The sequence below is a fragment of the Streptomyces sp. NPDC001903 genome, assembly GCF_042891345.1.
Taxonomy (GTDB): Bacteria; Actinomycetota; Actinomycetes; order Streptomycetales; family Streptomycetaceae; genus Streptomyces.
This window is the reverse complement of the sequence record NZ_JBIASZ010000015.1, coordinates 113,222-136,049: the sequence shown is the minus strand read 5'-3', so window position 1 is coordinate 136,049 and position 22,828 is coordinate 113,222. Positions and strand designations below refer to the sequence as shown.

General features: G+C 73.5%; 16 protein-coding genes. 6 read left to right on the top strand and 10 right to left on the bottom strand.

The window, feature by feature from the left end; genetic code table 11:
* Positions 1 to 90: 90 nt before the first annotated feature.
* On the top strand, positions 91 to 1,296 hold the full coding sequence (locus ACFYZS_RS29215) for a globin domain-containing protein (RefSeq protein ID WP_389018983.1): 1,206 nt from the start codon (positions 91 to 93) through the stop codon (positions 1,294 to 1,296).
* A gap of 12 nt (positions 1,297 to 1,308) precedes the next feature.
* Here the strand turns inward: ACFYZS_RS29215 and ACFYZS_RS29210 are convergent, their stop codons facing one another.
* Positions 1,309 to 2,307 carry a nucleoside triphosphate pyrophosphohydrolase gene (locus ACFYZS_RS29210; RefSeq protein WP_389018980.1) on the bottom strand — a complete coding sequence of 333 codons (999 nt, stop codon included), beginning with the start codon at positions 2,305 to 2,307 and terminating at the stop codon, positions 1,309 to 1,311.
* A 61-nt stretch (positions 2,308 to 2,368) separates the two neighbouring features.
* Positions 2,369 to 2,995, bottom strand: coding sequence for a SurA N-terminal domain-containing protein (locus tag ACFYZS_RS29205; RefSeq protein ID WP_389018799.1), 627 nt, complete (start codon positions 2,993 to 2,995; stop codon positions 2,369 to 2,371).
* 192 nt (positions 2,996 to 3,187) lie between these two features.
* On the opposite strand from ACFYZS_RS29205, the gene ACFYZS_RS29200 reads away from it, so the two are divergent.
* On the top strand, positions 3,188 to 5,626 hold the full coding sequence (locus ACFYZS_RS29200) for a YfhO family protein (protein WP_389018797.1): 2,439 nt from the start codon (positions 3,188 to 3,190) through the stop codon (positions 5,624 to 5,626).
* 9 nt (positions 5,627 to 5,635) lie between these two features.
* Here the strand turns inward: ACFYZS_RS29200 and ACFYZS_RS29195 are convergent, their stop codons facing one another.
* Both ACFYZS_RS29195 and ACFYZS_RS29190 read right to left on the bottom strand, forming a co-directional pair.
* Positions 5,636 to 7,135 carry a protein kinase gene (locus ACFYZS_RS29195; protein WP_389018794.1) on the bottom strand — a complete coding sequence of 500 codons (1,500 nt, stop codon included), beginning with the start codon at positions 7,133 to 7,135 and terminating at the stop codon, positions 5,636 to 5,638.
* Positions 7,132 to 7,725, bottom strand: a complete 594-nt coding sequence (locus ACFYZS_RS29190) for a hypothetical protein (protein WP_389018792.1) — start codon at positions 7,723 to 7,725, stop codon at positions 7,132 to 7,134. Before ACFYZS_RS29190 ends, ACFYZS_RS29195 begins: the two co-directional genes overlap by 4 nt.
* Positions 7,726 to 7,995: 270 nt before the next feature.
* Here ACFYZS_RS29190 and ACFYZS_RS29185 point away from each other — a divergent pair, with 270 nt between their 5' ends.
* Entirely contained in the window at positions 7,996 to 8,853 is an 858-nt protein-coding gene (locus tag ACFYZS_RS29185) for a hypothetical protein (protein ID WP_389018789.1), read from the top strand.
* A gap of 98 nt (positions 8,854 to 8,951) precedes the next feature.
* On the opposite strand, the gene mfd is transcribed toward ACFYZS_RS29185, so the two are convergent.
* The 3 genes from mfd to ACFYZS_RS29170 form a co-directional block, all read right to left on the bottom strand.
* Entirely contained in the window at positions 8,952 to 12,485 is a 3,534-nt protein-coding gene (gene mfd, locus ACFYZS_RS29180) for a transcription-repair coupling factor (RefSeq protein ID WP_389018786.1), read from the bottom strand.
* A 215-nt stretch (positions 12,486 to 12,700) separates the two neighbouring features.
* The gene (locus ACFYZS_RS29175; RefSeq protein ID WP_389018977.1) at positions 12,701 to 15,226 is read right to left on the bottom strand and encodes an ABC transporter permease; all 2,526 of its coding nucleotides are present in this window, start codon (positions 15,224 to 15,226) and stop codon (positions 12,701 to 12,703) included.
* 56 nt (positions 15,227 to 15,282) lie between these two features.
* Positions 15,283 to 16,059, bottom strand: a complete 777-nt coding sequence (locus ACFYZS_RS29170) for an ABC transporter ATP-binding protein (RefSeq protein ID WP_384712878.1) — start codon at positions 16,057 to 16,059, stop codon at positions 15,283 to 15,285.
* Between the two features lie 340 nt (positions 16,060 to 16,399).
* Here ACFYZS_RS29170 and ACFYZS_RS29165 point away from each other — a divergent pair, with 340 nt between their 5' ends.
* Complete coding sequence (locus ACFYZS_RS29165; protein ID WP_389018782.1) at positions 16,400 to 18,010, top strand: MFS transporter; 1,611 nt, start codon at positions 16,400 to 16,402, stop codon at positions 18,008 to 18,010.
* A gap of 100 nt (positions 18,011 to 18,110) precedes the next feature.
* Entirely contained in the window at positions 18,111 to 18,977 is an 867-nt protein-coding gene (locus ACFYZS_RS29160) for a hypothetical protein (RefSeq protein ID WP_389018780.1), read from the top strand.
* A gap of 13 nt (positions 18,978 to 18,990) precedes the next feature.
* Here the strand turns inward: ACFYZS_RS29160 and ACFYZS_RS29155 are convergent, their stop codons facing one another.
* Positions 18,991 to 19,848, bottom strand: a complete 858-nt coding sequence (locus ACFYZS_RS29155; protein WP_389018777.1) for an alpha/beta fold hydrolase — start codon at positions 19,846 to 19,848, stop codon at positions 18,991 to 18,993.
* Positions 19,849 to 19,929: 81 nt separating this feature from the next.
* On the opposite strand from ACFYZS_RS29155, the gene ACFYZS_RS29150 reads away from it, so the two are divergent.
* Positions 19,930 to 20,499, top strand: coding sequence for a CGNR zinc finger domain-containing protein (locus ACFYZS_RS29150; protein WP_389018774.1), 570 nt, complete (start codon positions 19,930 to 19,932; stop codon positions 20,497 to 20,499).
* A gap of 19 nt (positions 20,500 to 20,518) precedes the next feature.
* Here the strand turns inward: ACFYZS_RS29150 and ACFYZS_RS29145 are convergent, their stop codons facing one another.
* Entirely contained in the window at positions 20,519 to 21,394 is an 876-nt protein-coding gene (locus ACFYZS_RS29145; protein ID WP_389018771.1) for a DivIVA domain-containing protein, read from the bottom strand.
* A gap of 135 nt (positions 21,395 to 21,529) precedes the next feature.
* On the bottom strand, positions 21,530 to 22,828 hold a 1,299-nt coding region (locus ACFYZS_RS29140; RefSeq protein WP_389018768.1), incomplete at its 5' end, for an SUKH-4 family immunity protein.

The window sequence follows — 22,828 nt, the reverse complement described above, 5'->3', positions numbered from 1 at the left end:
TCCCATATGGGTGGTTCGCCGCGGCTGTCCGCAGATCCGCCATCGCTTGACCTCGCGATCCCCGGCGTTCCTACTTTCGGTTTTGTGGATGTGAGGATCTTGAAGAGCAGCTTCGCGGTCGTGGAGAGAAGGGCCGAGCACGCGGTCAAGTACTTCTACTCCCACCTCTTCTGGCACAACCCCGGGATCCGCGAGCTCTTCCCGGCCTCCGCCGAGGACATGGAACGCCAGCGCGACCGGCTCTTCGCCGCGCTGACCCACGTGGTCGCCCGCCTCGGCGACGAGAGCCTGCTCCCCTATCTCCACGACCTCGGCCGCGACCACCGCAAGTTCCTCGCCGGCCCCGAGCACTACGCGGCCCTCGGCGCCAGCCTGCTCGCCGCGCTCGCCCGGACCTGCGGCGAGGCCTGGACCCCGACGGTGGAGAAGGCCTGGTCCGAGGCGTACCAGGTGATCGCCGACGCCATGATGGCCGGGGCCGCCGCGAGCGAGGACCCGCCCTGGTGGGACGCCGAGATCGTGCGCCACCTCCAGTACGGACAGGACGTGGCGGTGCTGACCCTCCGCCCCGACGCCCCCTTCCCCCATCTCCCCGGCCAGTACGCGAGCGTGAGCAGCGAACGGGTCCCGAGGACCTGGCGCACGTACTCCATCGGGAACGCCCCGCGCCCGGACGGCACCCTGGACCTGCACGTCAGCCGCATCGAGTCCGGCCGGCTCAGCACCGCCCTGGTCCGCGAGGCCAGGCCCGGCGAGGTGCTGCGGCTCGGCGCGGCCGGCGGGCAGCTGACGCTGCGCCGCGCCGACCGGCCCGTCAGCCTCATCGCGGCCGGCACCGGCTGGGCGCCGATCCGGGCCATGGTGGAGGAGCTCACCGGGCAGCCCCCCGACCGGGACGTACGGCTCTTCGTCGTCGCCCGGGACGCCGCGCACCTGTACGACCGGCCGCTGATCGACGCGCACGCCGCCGCCTGCGGCTGGCTCGGCGTCACCTACATCACGCCCGCCCCCGGGCAGCACCGGGACCAGGCCACCGGGCGGCTCGCGACCGCGCTGGGCCACCGGGCCATGTGGCCGGAGCAGGACGTCTATCTCAGCGGGCCGCCGCCGTTCGTCGAGCAGACCGTGCACGTGCTGACGGAGCTGGGCGCCCTGCCGGGCAGGATCTTCCACGATTCGCTGCCCGCCGCGGGCACCGGCCACGGCCCGAACGGCCGCCCCCTGGGCTTCGGCGAGTGGTTCCTCAGCCGCCCCGAGCCGCACTGGCACAACCCGTCGGGCCGCGCGCCCCGGTAGGACCGCCTCGGGTCAGGGGGTGTCCGCCGCGCCGACGCCCTCGGCGGCCCGGATCGCGTCCCGGTAGGCGCGGGCCGCCGCGCGCAGCGCGGTCTCGGGGTCGGTCCCCGCCGCCTCGGCGCGCGCCGCCAGTTCCAGCAGCTCGTACCCGATGCCCTCGCCGCGGGGCAGTTCCACGGCCACCCCGCCCGTACGGACCCGGCCGGCGAGCTTGGCCGCGAGCGCGAGTCCGGGCTGGCCCAGCGGGATCCCGTCGGTGACCGACTCCCGCTGCTTCTCGGCCGCCTTGGTGCGCTGCCAGTGCGCGCTGACGTCCTCCGGGGTCTGCGCGTCCGCGTCCCCGAAGACGTGCGGGTGCCGGTGGATCAGCTTCTCGACGAGGCCGCCGGCCACGTCGTCGATGGAGAACGGCTCGTCCGGGTGCTCCTCGGCGATCCGCGCGTGGAAGGCCACCTGCAGCAGTACGTCGCCGAGCTCCTCGCGCAGCGCCTCCCGGTCCCCGTCCTCGATGGCCTCGACGAGTTCGTACGCCTCCTCGGTGGCGTACTTCACCAGTCCCTCGTGGGTCTGGCGCGAGGTCCAGGGGCACTCGCGGCGGACCCGGTCCATCACCTGGACGAGGTCGAGCAGGCGGGCGCCGGGCAGGTCGTACGAGCCGGGCAGCAGTTCGAGGTCGGGCATGTCCACGCGGCCGGAGCCGGCGAGCCGGGCCAGTCCGTCGGTCAGCCTCCGGTCGCCCTCGCCGGACGGGATCACCACGACCGTCCGGCCTCCGGCGCAGGCCTCGACCAGCGCCTGCGCGTCCGGGCTCCCGTGCTCCACCTCGACGCCCGCCTCGCGCAGGTACGGCAGCTGCGGGTGGCCCGGGTCGGCGCACAGCACCCGGTCGGCGGCGCGCAGGGCCTGCCAGGCCGGCCAGGACAGCAGGCCGGGGGCGACCCGGTGGCTCGCGGTCAGCAGGACGATCCGGCCGGTGGCCGCGGCGTCGGCGGGGGCGGCCGGGGCGGGCACGGCGGGGGCGGGTTCGGCGGCGTGGTCGTTCACCCTCCGAACCTACCTCCGGACGGGCGGCTCAGGCTCCGGCGGGGGCCTGCTCGGGCCGGGTCCGCTGGACGATCCAGGGGGTGTCCTGGTCGCCGAGCACGATCTGCTGCGCGTCCCACACGCCGTAGCGCGGGTTCACCTCGATGTGCAGGGTCTTCGCGGCGGAGGCGAGCTTCTCGACGGCCTTGTCCTGGCTGCCGTAGTGGTCGAAGAGCTTGTCGCGCAGCAGCTTGAACCGGGCGTCGGCGTCGAGCTGCCCGGGCGCCAGCTGGGCCTGCTCCAGGGCCGCCGCGGTCAGCTTCTCGGCTCCGCCCGCCTTCTCCAGCTGGGCCTTGCGGAAGTCCTGGACCTCCTTCTCGCTGACGCTCACGCCCGCGTCCTTCGCGGCGCGCTCCAGCACGACGGTCTGGATCATCTTGTTGAGCTTGACGCGCTCCAGGCCGGGCGAGGACTGGATCAGCTGGGCGGCGGTGGATCCGGTCTCGTTCTGCGCCGCGCGGACGTCGCCCACCTGGGCCTGGAGCGCGGAGGTGGTGATGCGTTCGCCGCCGACGACGGCCGCGGTGCCGGGCCGGGCCTGGCCCGAGCAGGCTGTCAGCAGGGGGGCCGCCACGAGCAGGGCGGCGGAGACGGAGAGCGCAGTGCGACGGTGCAAAGGAGCCTCCAGGGCCGGGAGATTGTGCGTCGGTGCACAAGGGCCGTGCGGTGATCGATGGTATGCAGTCAAGGTGATCCGAGCCACTGGTTCGACCAACGATTCCCGGGGTGTTGGGGTACGCGTCTGTTGATGCCACGGTCATTCCGTGTCCATCCCCCGGTCCACCGGCGGTGGCAGGGTCGGCCCACCATGTCGACACCGCACCGCTCGCCGCGCCGCCTGAGCCTGCGCGGCTCGGCCCTCGCCGCCCTCACCGCGGTGGTGGCCGTCTGCGCCGGGGACGCGGTCGCCCGCGTGTTCCCGTACGGACACCGCCACCGCAGCATCAATGACCTCGGCAACCAGTTCGTCCCCTTCCACGCCCACCTGTGGGACCTCCTGCACGGGCGGGCGGAGGGCGGGCTGCTGTTCAACTGGCAGTCCGGCTTCGGCACGAGTTTCCTGCCCGACTTCGGCACCTACCTCTCCAGCCCGTTCGCGGTGCTCGTCGCCCTCTTCCCGCGCGAGGACATCGACCTCGCGGTGTACGTGGTCACCGTGCTGAAGACGGCCGCGGCCGCGGCGGCGATGGCCTGGCTGCTGCGCACGCAGCGCCGCGGGCCGTGGTGGGCGGCGGGCCTGCTGGGGGCCTCGTACGCGCTGTGCGGCTGGTCGGTGATCGAGGCCTCGTACAACCCGATGTGGCTGGACGGGCTGATCGCCTTCCCGCTCCTGTGTCTGACGGGTGAATGGGCGCTGCGGGGGCGCCGGCCCGCGGCCGCCGTCCTCGTGGTGGCGGTGTGCTGGACGGCGAACTTCTACACGGCCTACATGGCGACACTGGGCGCGGCCCTGGTGCTCCTGGTACGGGTGGTGCTGACGCGCGAGGGCGTACGGGCGCGGCTGCTCGTGCTCGTCCGGGGTGCCGTGACGGTGCTGCTGGGCATCGCACTGTCCGCTCCGGTGCTGGTCCCGCTCTTCCTGAGCTCGAAGCAGGCCTACCCAGGGTGGACCCGGCAGTTCGACCCGGTGGCCTGGCCGGACCTGTTCGCGCGGCTGCTGCCGGCGACGTACTCCTTCTCCTCACCGGCGCTGTTCGTGGGCACGGGGACGCTGCTGCTGGTGGCGGCCCTGCCGTTCCACACGGCGGTGCCGGTCCGCACCCGCCTGTGGTGGGCGGGGCTGACCACGGCGGTGCTGCTCTCCTTCCAGTGGACGCCGACGCATCTGGCCTGGCACGTGTTCGCGACCCCCAACGGCAGCCCGTACCGGCAGACGTTCGTGCTGGCCGGGGTGGCCGTGATCGCCGCGTGGACCGGGCTGGCGGCGGGGCCGCCGAAGCCGCGGGCGCTGGCGGCGGGGGCCGCCGTACTGGCCGCGGTGGCCGCGGCGGCGAGCGCCAGCCCGCTGGCCACGACCTGGGGCATCGCCCTGTTCTGCGGCGGGACGGCGCTCGCCGCGGCGGCCTGGTGGTCGCTGCGCCACCGCGGGCCGGTGCTGCCGGCGGCCGGGGTGCTGGCGCTCGTACTGATCGGGCAGGCGGCCGCGACGACGGCGTTCGGGCACAAGGGCAAGCTGGGCGGGCTGGACGACTACCCCTCGTGGGGCACGGCGCACACGGCCCGCTCCGCGGCCCTGGCCGGCGCCGAGGACTGGCCCGCGTACCGCACGGACCCGAGCCGGCCGGCGCTGACGGGCAACGATCCGCTGCTGCTGGGCGGGGAGGGCGGCGCGTACTACAGCAGCCACACCCCGGACGTGTTCACGCGGACGATGGTGGCCCTCGGCGCGGGCTGGACCTCGCGCGGGCGCAACGTGCAGAGCATCGACAACCCGGTGACGGACGCGGTCTTCGCGGTCGGCGCCCGCCTGCAGCCCGACGGCACGGTCGGCCGGGCGCGGGTCGTCCCGCCGCTGCTCACGATCCGCCCGCCGGGGCCCGTGCCCTCCTACGGGGCCTTCGACGGCCCCCCGTTCGCCAACCAGGAACTGCTGCTGGGGGCCGAGGTGTACGAGGACCCCGTCGCTCCCGGGGTGTGCCGGGCGGGCACGGAGGCCTACCTGTGGGCCCCGGAGTACAACGCGACGGCCCGCCTCGCGGACGGCCGCGCCTTCCGCCTGAACGGCAACGCCCCGCGCAACCGGGCCGCCCTCCAGCCGCTGGGCTCCTCCCGGGGGGCCTCCTCGGCGCTGGTCTTCGACGCTCCGGCGCCGCCGCGCTGGGCCCTGTCCTGCCTGGACCGCACCCGGCTGGACCCGGCGGTGGCCGCGCTGCGGGCGTGGGCGCCGACGGGGCTGCGGGTCGGTTCCTCGAGCGTCAGTGCCACGGTCCCGGCGGGAACCGCGGGCAGGGTGGTCCTCTCCTCCCCGGCGATCGCGGGCTGGAGCTGCAACGGCCGGCCGGCCACGCCCTACCTGGGCCTCGTCTCCGTCCCGCTGACCCCCGGCACCACCGACATCACCTGCTCCTTCCGTCCCCCGGGCCTCGTGGCGGGCACGGCGGCCGCGGGGACGTCCCTGCTGCTCCTGGCCGGGCTGCTCGCGGCGGAGCGCCGCCGCCGCAGGCCGCGCGGTGGCCGGCCGCACGGTCCGGGCGGCGACGGCCCGCAGGCCGCCGTACCCGCGGAGCTCACCGCGGCCCGGAGCTGAGCCGGGACCTCAGCGGACCTGGCTGAGCCAGTGGAGGGTGCGGCGGACCTCCGTCGAGAAGGGGTGGTTCGGGCCGTGGATGCGGTCCGCGTCGAACAGCAGCCGGGCCAGGGTGTCGTGGGCCGCCGGCCGGTCGCCCAAGGAGAGCAGCAGATGGGCTATCCGGCGCCGGACCTCCAGCGGGAGTCCCGGGTCCGGGTTCGCGTAGTGGTTCTCGAACAGCGGGAGCAGTGAGCGGTATTCGGCCAGGGCCGCCCCCGGCGCGTCGAGCTGCTCCAGGCACTGCGCCGCGTCGTAGCGGAAGCGCAGGGACTGCGGGTCGCCGGCCGGGAACTCGTCGGCGAGGCGGCGCAGCTCGGGCAGGGCGCGCCGGTACTGGCCGTCGTCCATCAGCGTGGCCGCGTACTGCTTGCGCAGGGAGCGGACCACCGTGGAGTGCTCGCCGTGCTCGGCCGCCGCGGCCGGCAGGATCCCGCCGAGGATGTCCACGGCCTGGGTCAGGCGGCCCTGCTCCAGCAGGCTGCGGGCCTCGTCCACCGCGGCCGGGATGTCCGGCTTGGGCGGCGTCGTCGGCTGCGGCGGGATGGTGGCGGCGCGGTCCGGCCAGGGCGCCTGCGGGCGCAGGAAGGGGCGGGTCGGGTCGAGCGCGCCCGCGGGGGTGCCCTGCTTGGGCAGCAGCGACGTGAGGGACTCGTACACGGCCTGCGCGGAGGCCGGCCGGTCCTGCGGGTCCTTCGCCAGCAGGTGCAGCAGGACCGCCTCCAGCTGGTGCGGGACCTCCGGGCGCAGCCGGCGCACCGGGACCGGCGGCTCGTACAGGTGGCGGTGCAGCACGCCGAGCGCGGTGGACCCGGCGAACGGGACGTTGCCGCTGAGGAGTTCGTACAGCAGGACGCCGAGGGCGTAGAGGTCGGTGTACGGCCCGACGGCGCCGCCCATCGCCTGCTCGGGCGCCATGTACGCCGGGCTGCCGATCGGGGTGCCGGTGCTGGTGAGGCGGGTGGTGTCGGTGTCCATCACCGAGGCGACGCCGAGGTCCAGGACCAGCACGGTGCCGTCCGGGCGGACCATCACGTTGCGGGGCTTCAGGTCGCGGTGCACGATCGGCACCGCGTGCACGGCCGACAGCACCCCGCACAGCTGCGCGATCACCGCGACCGCCCACGGCCAGGGGTACGGGTCGTGCTGCGCGAGGTGGTCCGCGAGGTCGGTGCCCTCGACGTAGCCCATGACGAGGAACAGCTCGTCGCCGTCGCTTCCGGCGTCGTGGACCGTGACCAGGCCCGGATGGTCCACCTGCGCCGTGACCCGGCATTCGCGCACGAAGCGGCGGCGCAGCTCGTCGGCGACGGAGCCGGGGCCGGCCACCTTGTCGGGGCGCAGCAGCTTGACGGCGACCCGGCGGTCCAGCCGCTGGTCGTACGCCGTCCAGACCTGGCCCATGCCGCCCTGTCCCAGGATGGAGGCCAGCCGGTAGCGCTCACCGATGATCCGGTCGTCCTCGGTCACCGGGCCGGGCCCTCACCGTCGTTGCCGGGGGTGCGCGGGTTCGCTTCGGGGTTCTGCGGGTTCGGGTGCGGGTGCGGCGTCTGCTTGCGCAGCAGTTCGCTCAGCTCGTCGAGCTCGGCGCGCACCTGCCCGATGCGCGGCGGGGTGGCCGGGCCGGGGGCCGGGGCGGGGGTCGGCGTGGGCGTGGGCGTCTGCTGCTGATGCGCCGGCGGCGGGTATCCGTACGCCGGGCGCTGCGGGTGCGCCTGCGGAGGCACGTACGGCGCGGGCTGCGCCGGGTACCAGGGCGCGGTCGCGGCCGCCGGCCGGGCCGCGTGGTGCTGGATGTCGGCGACGAGGAAGTACACGCAGGTCAGGAACCCGGTGATGATGATGCCGAAGGCCCCGGTGTTGCCCTGCCAGCCGTCGGTGTTGGGCGTCTGGTCGGCGCCGATCAGCGCGACCCAGGCGACGGTGAGCACGCAGTTGACGGCCAGCAGCCACCAGTCGCGGGGTCTGCGGGTGACGACCGCGAGCCGCAGCATCGTGCCCCAGCCCAGGAAGCCGCAGCTCAGGACGGGCAGGAGGGCGAACAGCACGCGCAGTGCCACGACTCCCCCGGTACTGGGCTGGGGGCCTTGCTGCGGCGGGAGGCCGGGGCCGTGCATCGCTGCTCCTGACGGACCGTGTCGACGAAGTTTCGGGTCTGAGCGTATACAGCGTTTCCGGCCGCCAGTGAGGGGATGTGCGCAACCGTTGCAGGGTCGCCGCACACCTCCCGGCGGGCGGGGGCGGCGAGGGGCGCGCGGAAATCGAGGACGCCCCCTGACCGGCGGCGACTACCCTCGGCAGTCGAGCTGTTGTTCCAGGGGGGAATCCACATGCGAAGCCGAACCATCGGCGTGTCGGTGCTGACCACGACGGCCCTGTTCGGACTGACGACGGCCTGCGCGCCGGTCGGCGCGGGCAAGGCCGCCGACATCGGCCGGGCGGCCCGCGCCGCCGCCCCGGCCTCCGCCGGGGCCACGCCCCCGCCGGCCGCGAAGGGCAAGGGGGCGGGCAAGGGCACCGGCATGCTCGCGGACCTGTCGGGCGCCGAGATCCTGAGCCAGTCGCACGAGGCGATGCGCAAGGTCGAATCGGCCCGTGTCGTCGCGAAGATGCGCGAGAACGGCGACCCGGTCGAGTTCGAGCTCTCGCTCGACAAGAAGGGCAGCTGCAACGGCACGATCAAGTACCAGGGCATGGGCAAGGTGGACATGATCAAGTCCCCCGAGCTCATCCACTTCAAGGGCGACGCCGACTACTGGCGGGGCACGGCCGCCAAGAAGCACACGCCCAAGAAGCAGACGGACGCGATGGTCACGATGCTCGCCGACCGCTGGCTGAAGATGCCGGTCTCCGACGCCCGGGCGGCGGCGATGGGGCACATCTGCGACCTGGACAAGCTCACCGGCGGCGGCGACCGGCCCAACCCGCTGGCCCGCAAGGGCGAGACGGTCACCATCGACGGCAAGCAGGCGCTGGCGGTGATAACGGCGGCCAAGGAGGGCACCGAGACCGACTACATCGCCACCCAGGGCACTCCGTACGTCCTCAAGTCCACCATCTCGGGGGACGAGACCGGTGAGGTCTTGTTCTCCGCCTTCGGGACGCCGGTCGACACGGCCCTGCCGGAGGGCGCGGACGTCCTGGACCTGTCGAAGCTGGGGGACGGCGGCCCGGCCGAGTCGGTCTGAGCCGGCCTGATCCGAAAGACACGGCCTGGCCCGCACCGCGGCCGGGAGCCCCCGGCAAGGGGCCGTCCCCGGCCGCGCGCGACGCCGTACGGAGCCCCTTAAGACCCGAGGATCGTGGTGAGGAACTCCCCGGTCCAGGCCAGCAGTTCCCGCCCGACGAGCGGCTTCCCGCCCACCCGGGCCGTCTTCGGCCGCGGGATCAGCACCTGGGAGGTGGCCGGCTTGAGCACCGAGCCCGGGTAGAGCCGCTTGAGCCGCAGCTCCTGCGACTCCCGCAACTCCACCGGCCCGAAGCGGATGTTGACGCCCTGGAGGGTGATGTCGCCGACCCCGCAGGCCCGCGCCAGCATCCGCAGCCCCGCCACCAGCAGCAGGTTCTCCACCGGCTCCGGCAGCTTGCCGTAGCGGTCGTGGAGCTCCTCGCGCACGGCCTTGATGTCCGCCTCGGAGTTCGCCGACGCGATGGAGCGGTAGGCCTGCAGGCGCAGCCGCTCTCCGGGCGCGTAGTCGTGCGGGACGTGCGCGTCGACCGGCAGCTCGATCTTGACCTCCAGCGGCGGCTCCTCCTCCACCCCGCCCTCGACGGCCGCCCGGTAGTCCGCGACGGCCTCGCCGACCATGCGGATGTAGAGGTCGAAGCCGACGCCCGCGATGTGGCCGGACTGCTCGCCGCCGAGCAGGTTGCCCGCGCCGCGGATCTCCAGGTCCTTCATCGCCACGTACATGCCGGCGCCCATCTCGGTGTGCTGGGCGATCGTGGCGAGCCGCTCGTGGGCGGTCTCGGTCAGCGGCTTCTCCGGCGGGTACAGGAAGTACGCGTACCCGCGCTCGCGGCCGCGGCCCACACGGCCGCGCAGCTGGTGGAGCTGGGAGAGGCCGAAGTTGTCGCCGCGCTCCACGATGAGGGTGTTGGCGTTGGAGATGTCGATGCCGGACTCGACGATCGTCGTCGAGACCAGCACGTCGAACTTCTTCTCCCAGAAGTCCACGACGACCTGTTCCAGGGCCTGTTCGGACATCTGCCCGTGCGCGGTCGCGATCCGCGCCTCGGGGACGATCTCGCGCAGCTTGGCGGCCGCCCGGTCGATGGACTCGACCCGGTTGTGGATGTAGAAGCACTGGCCCTCGCGCAGCAGCTCGCGCCGGATGGCCGCGCCGATCTGCTTCTCCTCGTACGGGCCGACGAAGGTGAGCACCGGGTGGCGCTCCTCCGGCGGGGTGGTGATCGTCGACATCTCGCGGATGCCGGTCACCGCCATCTCCAGGGTGCGCGGGATCGGGGTCGCGGACATCGTCAGCACGTCCACGTTGGCGCGCAGCTTCTTCAGCTGCTCCTTGTGCTCGACGCCGAAGCGCTGCTCCTCGTCGACGATGACCAGGCCCAGGTCCTTGAACCTGGTCTCCTGCGAGAACAGCCTGTGGGTGCCGATGACGATGTCGACCGAGCCCTCCTTCAGCCCCTCCAGGGTGGCCTTGGACTCGGTTTCGCTCTGGAAGCGCGACAGCGCCTTCACGTTGACCGGGAACTGGCTGTAGCGCTCGGAGAAGGTGCCGAAGTGCTGCTGCACGAGCAGCGTGGTCGGGACGAGCACGGCGACCTGCTTGCCGTCCTGGACCGCCTTGAAGGCCGCGCGCACGGCGATCTCGGTCTTGCCGTAGCCGACGTCGCCGCAGATCAGGCGGTCCATGGGGACGGACTTCTCCATGTCCTCCTTGACCTCGGCGATGGTGGTGAGCTGGTCGGGCGTCTCCGCGTACGGGAAGGCGTCCTCCAGCTCGCGCTGCCAGGGGGTGTCCGGGCCGAAGGTGTGGCCGGGCGCCGCCATGCGGGCGCTGTAGAGCTTGATGAGGTCGGCCGCGATCTCCTTGACCGCCTTCTTGGCGCGCGCCTTGGTCTTGGTCCAGTCGGCGCCGCCGAGCCGGTGCAGGGTCGGGGCCTCGCCGCCGACGTACTTGGTGACCTGCTCCAGCTGGTCGGTGGGGATGTAGAGGCGGTCGCCGGGCTGGCCGCGCTTGGCGGGGGCGTACTCGACGAGGAGGTACTCGCGAGTGGCGCCCTGGACGGTGCGCTGCACCATCTCGATGTAGCGGCCGACGCCGTGCTGTTCGTGGACGATGTAGTCGCCGACCTCCAGGGTCAGGGGGTCGACGGACTTGCGGCGCCGGGTCGGCATCCGGCCGAGGTCCTTGGTGGCGGTGCGCTGGCCGGTCAGGTCGGTCTCGGTGAGGACGGCCAGCTTCAGCGCCGGGTCGATGAACCCGTTGTCGAGGGAGCCGCACGCCACGTGGACGATCGACGGCTCCAGGGTGCCCAGGTCGGCCTCCAGGCGGGCCGCGATGCCCTCGCCGCCGAGCACCTCGACGGTGCGGGCGGCCGGGCCGTGGCCCTCGGTGAGGTAGACGGTGTGCCAGCCGTCGGCGATCCAGCCCTTGGTGTCGGCCAGCGCCCGGGCTGTGTCGCCACGGTAGGCCTCGGGGGCGTGCATGCCCAGCTTCAGGGTGTCGCTCCCGGCCGCTTCCTCGTCGGCGGCGAAGGGGGAGACCGACCACCACATCATGTCCAGCTCGCGCGCGTGCTCCCGTACGTCCGCGATACCGCGCAGCGAGGCCGCGCCGACGTCGATCGGGGCCCGGCCGCCGCCGGCGGTCGCGGCCCAGGAGGCCATCAGGAACTCCTGGGAGGTCGCGACGAGGTCGGCGGCCCGGGTGCGGACCCGCTCGGGGTCGCACACGACGGCCATGGACCCGGCCGGCAGGACGTCGATCAGCAGCTCCATGTCGTCGACGAGGACCGGCGCGAGGGACTCCATGCCCTCGACCGCGATCCCCTCGGCGATCTTGTCCAGCAGTTCGCCGAGCTCGGGGTGGGCCTCGGCGAGGGCCGCGGCCCGCTCCCGCACCTCGTCGGTCAGCAGCAGCTCCCGGCAGGGCGGGGCCCACAGCCCGTGCTCGGCGACCTCCAGGGAGCGCTGGTCGGCGACCTTGAAGTAGCGGATCTCCTCGACCTCGTCGCCCCAGAACTCCACGCGCAGCGGGTGCTCCTCGGTGGGCGGGAACACGTCGAGGATGCCGCCGCGCACGGCGAACTCCCCGCGCTTCTCGACCAGCTCGACCCGGGCGTACGCGGCCGCGGCGAGCGCCTCGGTCACCTCTCCCAGGTCGGTGCTCTCGCCGTGCCGCAGGCTGACCGGGACCAGGTCCCCGAGCCCCTTGACCTGCGGCTGGAGCACGGACCGGATCGGCGCGACGACGACGGAGACGGGCCCTGCGGCCGGGTCGTCCTTGCTCGGGTGCACCAGCCGGCGCAGTACGGCGAGACGGCGGCCCACGGTGTCGCTGCGCGGGGAGAGCCGCTCGTGCGGAAGGGTCTCCCAGGACGGGTACTCGGCCACCTCGTCGGGCGGCAGGAAGGACCGCAGCGCGGCCGCCAGGTCCTCGGCCTCCCGCCCGGTGGCGGTGACGGCGAGCACGGTCCGCCCGCTCCGGGCGGCCAGCGCGGCGATGGCGAAGGGCCGTGCGGCCGGGGGTCCGACGAGGTCCACGTGCATGCGGTTGCCGTCCCCGGCCGCGGTGACCGCCTCGGCGAGGGCCGGGTCCCGGGTGACGGCGTCGAGCAGTCCGTGCAGGCTCATGAAAGGAGGCTTCCGTCCGGTGTAAGGGGCAACGCGAAGGACCCGACACGTCGCACGGGCCGGGGCTTCCCACCCTACGACGCGCCCCGGTCCCCCGCGCGAGGGATTGCGGCGGCGCCGCGGGCGCGGGGCCGGCCGGGAACGGCCGTCGGCCCCGGTCGGCCCCGTGAAGGGCCGGCCGGGGCCGGCGGTCCCCCGAACGAACGCCGAGCCGGTTACTCGCTGGCGATCGCGTTCAGTACGTTCATCCGCCCTGCCCGGAAGGCCGGGACCAGTGCGGCGAACAGGCCCACGAAGGCCGACCCGGCGAAGACGCCGATGATCGTCGGCCAGGGGATCTCCAGCACCTTCAGGCCCTCCAGGGCGAGCAGCTGCTGCGCGGTGGCTCCCCAGCCCATGCCCAGGCCCAGGCCCAGCAGGGCGCCGAAGAGGGCGATGACCACCGACTCCAGGCGGATCATGCGGCGCAGCTGGCGGCGGGAGAGGCCGATGGCGCGCATCAGGCCGATCTCGCGGGTCCGCTCGACCACCGAGAGGGCCAGGGTGTTCACGACGCCCAGGACCGCCACGATGATCGCGAGGCCGAGGAGCCCGTAGACCATGTTCAGCAGCTGGCCGACCTGGTCCTTGAGGGACTTCTTGTAGTCGGTCTGGTTCTGCACCGCGTACTGGGGGTACTCCGCGAGCGCGCTCTTGACGGCGCCGTACGCGGCGTCCGCCTTGCCGTCGGCGGCCTTGGCCAGCAGCATGAACGGCCGCGGCATCCGGTCGGCCGGCAGGAACTGCTCGGCGGTCGCGGTGCTGATGTACATCACGCCCTTGTCGAGGTTGCCCTCGTCGGAGGTGATCGCGGCGACCTTCAGCCGGGTGGTCTGGCCGCCGGCGAAGGCGACCGTCAGCTCGTCGCCGACCTTGACGTGGTGCTCGTTCGCGTAGATCGAGCCGACCGACATCGCACCCTTGCCGTACGCCGCCGCGTGCTCGCCGGCGATCATCTTGCGCCGGACGTCCTGGGCGTACGTGGGGTCGTTGACGCTGATGCCGTCGTCCTTGACGGAGCCGTCGGGGGCGGTGATCTTCGCCTCCACCTCCCGGTACGCGGTGACGTGGTCCAGGCCCTTGGTGGCGCGCAGCGCCTGCTCGGCCTGCGGCATGATCGGCTGGCCGGTCTGGGACTGGACGATGTAGTCCGCGCCGACGGACTTGTCGAGCTCGTCGGTGGCGGAGGCCACCATCGAGGAGCCGACCACCGACAGGCAGGCGACCAGCGCCAGTCCGATCATCAGCGCGGCGGCGGTGGCCCCGGTGCGGCGCGGGTTGCGCAGCGCGTTGCGCTCGGCGAGGCGGCCGACGGACCCGAAGGGCCGCAGGACGATGCCGGAGAGCAGCCGGACCACGAGCCCGGCGAGCAGCGGGCCGATCACGATGAAGCCGATTAGGGTGAACAGCACGCCCAGGGAGAGCCAGAGCGAGCCGGCGGCGGCCTTGTCGGCGGCCGCGGCGAGGAACAGGCCCGCGCCGCCGATGCCGGTGAGGACCAGGCCCACGGCGGCCCGGATGCGGCCGGCCTTCTTGTCGCCGGGGGTGCCGGCGTCGCGCAGGGCGGCCATCGGGGAGACCTTCCCGGCCCGGCGGGCCGGGATGAAGGCCGAGACGACGGTGACGACGATGCCGAGCACCAGGCCGACGACCGGGGTGGTCCAGGCGATGGTCAGGTCGTCGGTGGACAGGTGCATGCCCATCTGGCCCATGAGCTGCATCAGGCCGACGGCCAGGCCCACGCCGGCGCCGACCCCGAGGATCGAGCCGACCAGGCCGAGCAGGAAGGCCTCGACGATCACGGACCCCAGCACCTGGCCGCTGTCGGCGCCGATGGCGCGCATCAGGCCGATCTCGCGGGTGCGCTGGGCGACCAGCATCGAGAAGGTGTTGAAGATGAGGAAGATGCCGACGAGGAAGGCGATCCCGGCGAAGCCGAGCATCACGTACTTCATCACGTCGAGGAAGGAGCCGACGTCCTTGCGGTTGGCGTCCGTGGACTCCTTGGCGGTCTGGAGCTTGTACGTGTCCGCGCCGACGGCCTTCGCGACGTTCGCCTTCAGCTGGTCGTCGCTGACCCCGTCCTTGGCGGTGACGTTGACGTGCGTGAAGAGGCCGGGGCCGCCGAGGAGCTTGTCCTGCGCGGTGGCGGTGTCGAAGTAGACGATCGCCGCACCCGGGTTGGTCACGGTGAAGGTGGCGATACCGCTGATCTTCGCGCGGATGTCGCCGGTGATGGCGATGGTGCGCAGCTCGTCGCCGAGCTCCAGGTGGTGCTTCTTCGCGGTGTCGGCGTCGACCATCATCTCGGTCGGGCCGCGCGGGGCCCGGCCGGAGGTGATCTTCATCGACTTGAGCTCGTTGTCGTTCCAGTTGCCCGCGATGGTCGGGGCGCCGGTGGTCGAGCCCATGTTCTCGTTCTTGGCGTTGACCACCGTGACGGACATCGAGACGACGGCGCCCTCGGCGCCCTTGACGCCCTCGGCCTTCGCCACCTGCTCGACGGCGGAGGCCTGGAGCATCTCGGGCTTGCCGCGGTTCGGGTTGTCCTCGCCGCCCTTGGCCTGCTTCGGGCTGACGGTGACGTTGGCGCTGGTGACGCCGAACAGCTTGTCGAAGGTGGTGTTCATGGTGTCGGTGAACACCAGGGTGCCGCAGACGAAGGCCACGGAGAGCAGGACCGCGACGGCCGAGAGCGCCATCCGCCCCTTGTGCGCGACGAAGTTGCGCCGCGAGGTCTTCAGTACGGTGCCCGCGCTCACGAGGTCCGCCCGCGCGCGTCGAAGTCCTTCATCCGGTCGAGCACCTGGTCGGCGGTGGGCGCGTACATCTCGTCCACGATCCGGCCGTCGGCCAGGAAGATCACGCGGTCCGCGTACGAGGCGGCCACCGGGTCGTGCGTGACCATCACGATGGTCTGGCCGAGCTCGTCCACCGAGCGGCGCAGGAAGCCGAGGACCTCGGCGCCGGCCCGGGAGTCCAGGTTTCCGGTGGGCTCGTCGCCGAAGATGATCTGCGGGCGGGCCGCGAGGGCGCGGGCGACGGCCACGCGCTGCTGCTGCCCGCCGGAGAGTTCGGTCGGGCGGTGCTTGAGGCGCCCGGCGAGACCGACGGTCTCGACGACCCGGTTCAGCCACTCCGCGTCGGGCTTGCGGCCCGCGATGTCCATGGGGAGCGTGATGTTCTCCAGGGCGTTGAGCGTGGGCAGCAGGTTGAAGGCCTGGAAGATGAAGCCGATCCGGTCGCGGCGCAGCTGCGTGAGCTTCTTGTCCTTCAGCCCGGTGATCTCGGTGTCGTCCAGGTGGATCTGCCCGCTGGTCACCGTGTCGAGCCCGGCGAGGCAGTGCATCAGCGTGGACTTGCCGGAGCCGGAGGGGCCCATGATCGCCGTGAACTGGCCGCGCTTGATGTCCACGTCGACCTCGTCGAGGGCGACCACGCGGGTCTCCCCGGCGCCGTAGGCCTTGACGACCTTGCGCGCCCGGGCCGCGACGGCTTCATGCCCTCCAGTACCCCCGTGCCTGGTTTCGGTCATAGCCGTTGTCACGGTGCTTCCCCTCGTTGATTCGCCGCTTGCGCTGTCGCGCACATGGCCGGTTTCCGCTGTCTTGCCGTCGTGAAGTCTGCGGGGCGGAGGCCTCCGGCGCCCTGGTGCCCATCGCCGTATCCACCGGGGGGTTAACCCCACCCCTGCCCGTAGGAACCAGTTAAGGACCTCGCCGCGCCGTCCTCCTCCTCCGCCGGGACGAATGACCCCTGGGCCCTTGTGAGGAGCAACCCCTAGGGGTTCTGCATCCTTTGGCGGACCACGTCTGGGGGCTACCGGGGGGATACCGCCGGATACCCCGTGATGAGAAGGTGTTCCCCGCGGATACATGCACGGTGAAAGGATCTCGGTGGGCGCAGAGGAGAGCACGGGCGAGCGCACCGGCGCCGAGGCGGGGGCCGACGCGGGCGCCGACGCTGCGGCGCCGGGCGCGCGGACGCCCCGTACCGCCCTGGTCAGCGCCCTCATGCTGGCGATGGCGCTCGTCGCCCTCGACAGCTCCGTCGTCTCCACCGCCGTCCCCCAGATCGTCGGCGACCTCGGCGGCTTCTCCGTCTTCTCCTGGCTCTTCGCGGGCTACCTGCTCGCCGTCACCGTCACGCTCCCCGTCTACGGCAAGCTCTCCGACACCTTCGGCCGCAAGCCCGTGCTCCTCTTCGGCACAGCCCTGTTCGTCGTCGGCTCGCTGCTGTGCGCGCTCGCCTGGAACATGGCCGCCCTCATAGCCTTCCGCCTCGTCCAGGGGCTGGGCGGCGGCGCCCTCCAGGGCACCGTGCAGACCCTGGCCGCCGACCTCTACCCGCTCAAGGACCGCCCGAGGATCCAGGCCCGGATGTCCTCGGTCTGGGCCGCCTCCGCGGTGGCCGGCCCAGCGCTCGGCGGGCTCATCGCCTCGTACGCCGACTGGCGCTGGATCTTCCTGATCAACCTGCCGCTCGGCGGCCTGGCCCTGTGGATGCTGGCCCGCCACCTCGTCGAACCCGTCCGCTCCGCCGGGCGCCGCGGACCGATCGACTGGGCGGGCGCCCTCGGCGTCTTCGCCTGCGGCGGACTGCTGCTCTTCGCCCTCGTCCAGGGCGGGGTCGCCTGGCCCTGGCTGTCCGCGCCCTCCCTCGGGCTGCTGGGCGCGAGCGCGCTGCTGGCCGCCGTGGTCGTCCGGATCGAGCGCCGGGCCGCCGAGCCGGTCATCCCGGGGTGGGTCTGGCGCCGGCGCACCATCGCCGCCGTGAACCTCGCCCTCGGCGCGCTCGGGGTGCTCATGATCGCCCCGATGGTGTTCGTCCCCACGTACGCCCAGTCCGTGCTCGGCCTCGGGGCCGTCAGCGCCGGGCTCGTCATGTCCGCGATGACCCTCACCTGGCCGGTGTCCGCCGCCTTCAGCCAGCACGTCTACCGGCGCATCGGCTTCCGCAACTCCGCCGCCGTCGGGATCTCGCTGGCCGCCGTGATCCTGTTCTCGTTCACGCTGCTCCCGTATCCCGCCCGGCCCTGGCAGCCCACGCTGATCATGCTGCTGCTGGGCGCGGCCCTCGGCCTCTTCCAACTGCCGCTGATCGTCGGGGTCCAGTCCACCGTGGGCTGGGCCGAGCGGGGCACGACGACGGCCTCCGTGCTGTTCTGCCGCCAGGTCGGCCAGAGCATCGGGGCCGCGCTGCTCGGGGCCGTCGCCAACGCGACGATCGCCGCCCGGCTGGCGCACGCCCCGATGCCGGGGCTGCCGGACCACCTCGACGACGTGTCCACGGCCCTCGGCCGGCCGGAACTGCTCCCGCAGGCCGCCGCCGACTACCTGCGCCGTGCGGTGGCCGCCGCCGTCGACCACGTCTTCCTCGGCGCGGGTGCCGCGGCCGTGGCGGCGCTGCTCGTCCTGCTCTTCGTGGCACCGCGGCGGTTCCCGATCCTGGAGGAGCACCAGGAGCAGAAGCGGGCCGACGCGTAGGCCTCGTCCTCCGGATCAGGCCGGCCCCCGCTTGTCATGACCCCGGTCAACGGAGTAGACCTCGGAGTCCTGCATCCGAGATCCGTTCCGGGGGGACGCGATGGCTTCCGCACTTTTCGCACTGGCGTTACTGGCAGCGCTGGCCGGGCCGATCTGCCTGCGGCTGCGCCGCCACCCGGGCTTCGTCACCGGCCGCGACGGCCGCCTGTCCACCTCCACCACCCTGGCCCTGGCCTGGACGGTGATCCTGGTCTGGCTGCTGCTCGCGATCCTCGCGTACGGGCTCACGGCGGGCGGCGGCGCCGGCTGGTTCGGCGGGGAGCACGGCCCGCTGTCCTCCCTGACCACGGTGTACCTGCCGCTGCTCGGCGGCCCGTACGTGGCGATGATCGCGGCGAAGACGGTCGTCGGGATCCGCGTCGAGAACGGCAGCATGGCCAAACCCGCCCCGAAGCCCACGGTTTCCGGGCAGCGACCGCTGCGCGAGCTCATCGCGAACGACAGCGGGCGCACCGACCTCGTCGACCTGCAGTACGTGGCGCTCAGCGCGGTCACCATGCTGTACGTGGTGCTGTTCTTCCTCTCCGACGTGGGCGGCGGACTCCCCCGCCTCCCCGCCGAGATCTGGGCGCTGACGGGCGCCCCGGCCGGGGCCTACCTGGTCAACAAGATGGCCACGCGCGCGAATCCGGTGATCACGGGGGTGACGGTCACGGGCACCGCGCTGGCCGTGGAGGGCGGCGGCTTCGGCCCGGAGGCCCGGGTGGAGCTCGACTCCACCGCGCTGGCGACCGGGTACGACCCGGCGACGGGCACCCTGACCGCGCAGCTCCCGGCCGCCGGCGTACCCGCCGCGTTCACCGTGGTGGTCACTTCCCGCGGCCTGCGCAGCGACCCGTACCGGCACGCGCCGACGCCGGTCCCGGCTCCCGCCGCGGACCAGACCCGACAGCCGGCGGGCCAATAGGGAGCTGCGGGGGCTACGGGAGCTTCGCGAGGAACCCCTCGATCAGCGGGACGATCTCCCCGAGGTGCGTCTCCAGCGCGAAGTGCCCCGCCCCGTCGATGACGTGCACCTCGGCGTCCGGCGCGTCCCGCAGGTACGCCTTCGCCCCCGCCGGGATGAAGAACGGGTCCCCCGCGCCCCAGACGACCAGGACGGGCACCCCGGAGGCGCGCAGCCAGGCCTGCCAGGCCGGGTACCGGGCGAAGTTCGAGGAGTAGTCGAAGGCCAGGTCGGCCTGCGCCCGGGCGCGCCCCGGCAGCCCGACGTAGTACACGTCGAGCGTCCGCCCGTCCGGGGAGACCAGGCCGGGGTCGGCCACCCCGGCCTCGTACTGGAAGCGGATGCCCTCCGGGCTGAACAGGGCGCGCACCTTCTCCTCGTCGCCCGGCACCTCCCGCCGGTGTCCGGCGAACTCGCGGGCCGCCTCGGAGAGCCCCTCCTCGTACGCGTTGCCGTTCTGCACGATCAGGCCGGTCACCCGCCCGGGCCGCCGTGCGGCGAGCCGCAGCCCGACGGGGGCGCCGTAGTCGAAGACGTACAGCGCGAAGCGGTCCAGCCCGAGGACGTCGGTGAAGCCCTCCACGACGTCGGCGAGCCGGTCGAAGGTGTACGTGAACCCGTCCGGGGCCTCGGTGCGGCCGAAGCCGGGGAGGTCGGGGGCGATCAGTCGGTACCGGGTGTCGCCGAGGGCGTCCATCAGCCGGGCGAACTGGTGCGAGGAGGTGGGGAATCCGTGCAGGAGCAGCAGGACCGGGCCGTCGGCCGGGCCGCTCTCGCGGTAGGCGACGCGGACCCCGTGCACGTCGGCGGTGCGGTGGTGAACGAGCAGCATCACATGCCTCCAATGGCCTTGTTCCCATTAGTCTCACTCCGGATCTCTAACGGGTCAAGTGCTTCGCGTAGCATTAGAGCCATGACCTCGACCCCGCCGTTCCCGCTCACGGGCGAGCCCCTGGCCCTGGACCTCCTCAACACCCGGCCCGCGGGCGCGGGCGACCTGATCGCCGGCCCTGAGGGGCTCGCGGCCTGGCTGGCCGTCCAGGAGGGCAGGCTCGGGCCGGTCGGGAAGATCGGGAAGGTCGGCCCGGCGGAGGTGGCGGCCGTGCACGCCGTACGGGAGGCGGCCGGCGCCGCGCTCGCGGCCGCCCGGAGCGGCGAGCGGCCCCCGGCGGAAGCCCTGCGCACGCTGAACGAGGCCGCGGCGGCCGCCCCGGCCCACCGGGAGCTCACCTGGACCCCGGAAACCGGCCTGGCGGCGGCCCCGCACCGTACGGGCAGCCCGGCCCGGCGGCTCGCGGCGGAACTGGCCGACGCCGCGGCCGGACTCCTGACGGACCCGCGGGTGCGCGACGTACGGGAGTGCGAGGGCGCGGACTGCGTCCTGCTGTTCCTCCCCGCACACCCCAGGCGCCGCTGGTGCGTGGCCTCGACCTGCGGCAACCGCGCCCGCGTCGCCCGCTACTACGCCCGCCACAAGCCCTGACGGACGGGCGGGGACACCCCTAGGTCGTGGCGCGGCCCGTCAGGGCCGCCAGGCTGGAGCGGACGTGGTTCATGTGCGCCCGCATCTCGTCCTGCGCCTCCCCGTGCTCGCGCAGGATCCGCTCCGTCTCCCGGCCCGTGCGCTCCTCCTGCACCCGCGCCTCGGCCAGCAGTTCGGCCGCCCGCGCCTGCGCGTCCTCCTGCCCGTGCCGCGCCGACTCCTCCGCCTCCGCGTACCCGCGGCGCGCCTCCGCCAGCCGGACCTCGGCGTACCGCTCCAGCTCCGCGTGCCGGGCCTCCAGATCGGCCTCCCGGGCCGCCAGCTCCCGCTCCGCCGCGTCCCACCGCTCCACGTGCTCCTGCTCGCGGTCCGCCAGCAGCGCGTCCGAGCGGCGCCGCACGTCCGTCAGCGCCGCCTGCGCCTGCGCCCGCCACTGGGCCGCTTCGTCCCTGGCCTCCGCCCGGACCGCGTCCGCCTCCCGCCCCGCCCGCAGCAGCCCCTGCCCCGCCCGGACCTCCGTCTGCTCGCGCACCGCTTCCGCGTCCTGCCGCGCCAGCTCCGCCACCCGGTCCGCGTACGCCTCGGCCGCGCCCGTCGCGTCCACCGCGTCCGCCCGCGCGTCCCTGCGTACGCTGTCCGCCTCTTCCTCCACCAGCAGCAGGATCCGCCGCGCCCGCTCGCTCAGCTCGTCGTACGTCTGCGGAGCCAGCGCGGCCACGGCCTCGCGCAGCCGCTCCGCCTCCGCCTCCATCCGCTTCGCCAGGACCGTCAGCCGCGCCACCCGCTCCCACGCCTCGTCCCGGCTGGCGGAGAGCCGGGCGAGGTACCGGTCGACTTCATCCGCGCGGTAGCCGCGACCTCGCACGGTCGCGAAACCCGGTCCGTGAGGTGACATGGGTGCAGTCATCCTGGAAGCGCCTCTCTCGGGGGGATTCCTGTCAAGGATGCGCCATTTGCGGCCAGAAGCCGGAATGGCCGGGCCGGGACCCCCGACGAGGGTCCCGGCCCGGCCATGCGCCCGATCATCCGATCAGAGCAACCCGTCCCACATCTGCTCCAGCAGCACCGACCACCAGCTCTCCGGCGACGCCAGGGCCGCACTGTCCAGCCCCGCCAGATTCGTCTGGAAATCGACGGTCCAGCGCCCCGCCTGCTCCGGCGTCAGATGCTGGCGCAGCCGCCACATGTGACCGAGCATCGCCAGCGAGCGGGCGAACTGCGGCAGGCTCGAATTCACGAACTGCGGCGGCACCGGAGCACCGCCCGGACCGGCCTCCACCGGAACCGCCACTATGTGCGCCGTCCCGTACTGGACGCACAGCGCCTTGCCGAAGTCGCTGCCGACCACCAGGTACGAGCCCGCGTCGGATGCCGGCTGCACCTGCCGCTGCGCCGCCAGCTCCGCCAGCGTCGGCACCGGCTGACCCGGCACCGCCTGCGCCCAGAAGAACGGCCCGAAGTCCGTCGGCAGACCCGCCCACACCAGGGTCTGCGCCACGATCTCCGGCACACCCTGGCGCGACACCGCACGCTGGTCGAAGCGGAACACACCCTGCGGGCCGAAGGCCCCGGCCAGCTCCGCGCCGATGGCATCCAGCGGAATCGCCGGCTGCAGCGGCACCTGCTGCACCGGCACCCGGACCGGCGCGGGACGCGCCGGGCCGTCCGCCACCTGGTGCAGCTCACCCTGATGGGTCAGCAGATGCCGCATGCCCTGCTGACGGCCCGCGTGGTCCTTGCCGTACGGGGCCACGCTCGTGATCCGGACCTGCGGCCAGGTCTCCCGGATCATCCGGGCGCAGTAACCGCCGGGCAGCTCACAGGACTCCAGCTCGGTGTGCAGCTCCAGCACCTGCTGCGGCGGCACGTTCATCGCGCGCAGCTCGTACAGGATCTGCCACTCGGGGTGCGGGGTACCGGGCGCGGAGCGCCGGATGAGCTGCTGCTCGGAGCCGTCCGGGGCGCGGTAGCGGAGCACGGCCTGGTAGCCCGGGCCGACCGTGGGCGCACCGGTGGGCGCCGCAGGCTGCGCGGCGGGACCGGGACCGGCCTGCGGCTGCCCGGGCGGGCCGGGAGGTGCGGGCGGCTGACCCGTGACGGCCGGACCGGCCAGCATCGTCGCGGCGTGGTCGAGCCCGCCCCCGGGCGCGCCGGGAGCCCCCGGCGGACCGGGCGGCTGCGGTACGCCGGGACCCGCGAGCATCGTGGCGGCCTGGTGGGCGGAGCCGCCGGGAGCCCCGGGCGGACCGGGAGGGGCCGGCGGCTGACCCGCACCCGGAGCACCCGGCGGACCGGGAGGAGCCGGCGGCTGACCCGTCACGGCCGGACC

Excerpts from the sequence above, each read along its gene's own strand:
- ACFYZS_RS29175 (WP_389018977.1), bottom strand. The coding sequence starts at position 15,226 with ATGGCGCTCTCGGCCGTCGCGGTCCTGCTCTCCGTGGCCTTCGTCTGC.
- ACFYZS_RS29160 (WP_389018780.1), top strand. The coding sequence starts at position 18,111 with ATGGCTTCCGCACTTTTCGCACTGGCGTTACTGGCAGCGCTGGCCGGG.
- ACFYZS_RS29200 (WP_389018797.1), top strand. The coding sequence starts at position 3,188 with ATGTCGACACCGCACCGCTCGCCGCGCCGCCTGAGCCTGCGCGGCTCG.
- ACFYZS_RS29155 (WP_389018777.1), bottom strand. The coding sequence starts at position 19,848 with ATGCTGCTCGTTCACCACCGCACCGCCGACGTGCACGGGGTCCGCGTC.
- ACFYZS_RS29185 (WP_389018789.1), top strand. The coding sequence starts at position 7,996 with ATGCGAAGCCGAACCATCGGCGTGTCGGTGCTGACCACGACGGCCCTG.
- ACFYZS_RS29145 (WP_389018771.1), bottom strand. The coding sequence starts at position 21,394 with ATGTCACCTCACGGACCGGGTTTCGCGACCGTGCGAGGTCGCGGCTAC.
- ACFYZS_RS29150 (WP_389018774.1), top strand. The coding sequence starts at position 19,930 with ATGACCTCGACCCCGCCGTTCCCGCTCACGGGCGAGCCCCTGGCCCTG.
- ACFYZS_RS29165 (WP_389018782.1), top strand. The coding sequence starts at position 16,400 with ATGCACGGTGAAAGGATCTCGGTGGGCGCAGAGGAGAGCACGGGCGAG.
- ACFYZS_RS29170 (WP_384712878.1), bottom strand. The coding sequence starts at position 16,059 with ATGACCGAAACCAGGCACGGGGGTACTGGAGGGCATGAAGCCGTCGCG.
- mfd (WP_389018786.1), bottom strand. The coding sequence starts at position 12,485 with ATGAGCCTGCACGGACTGCTCGACGCCGTCACCCGGGACCCGGCCCTC.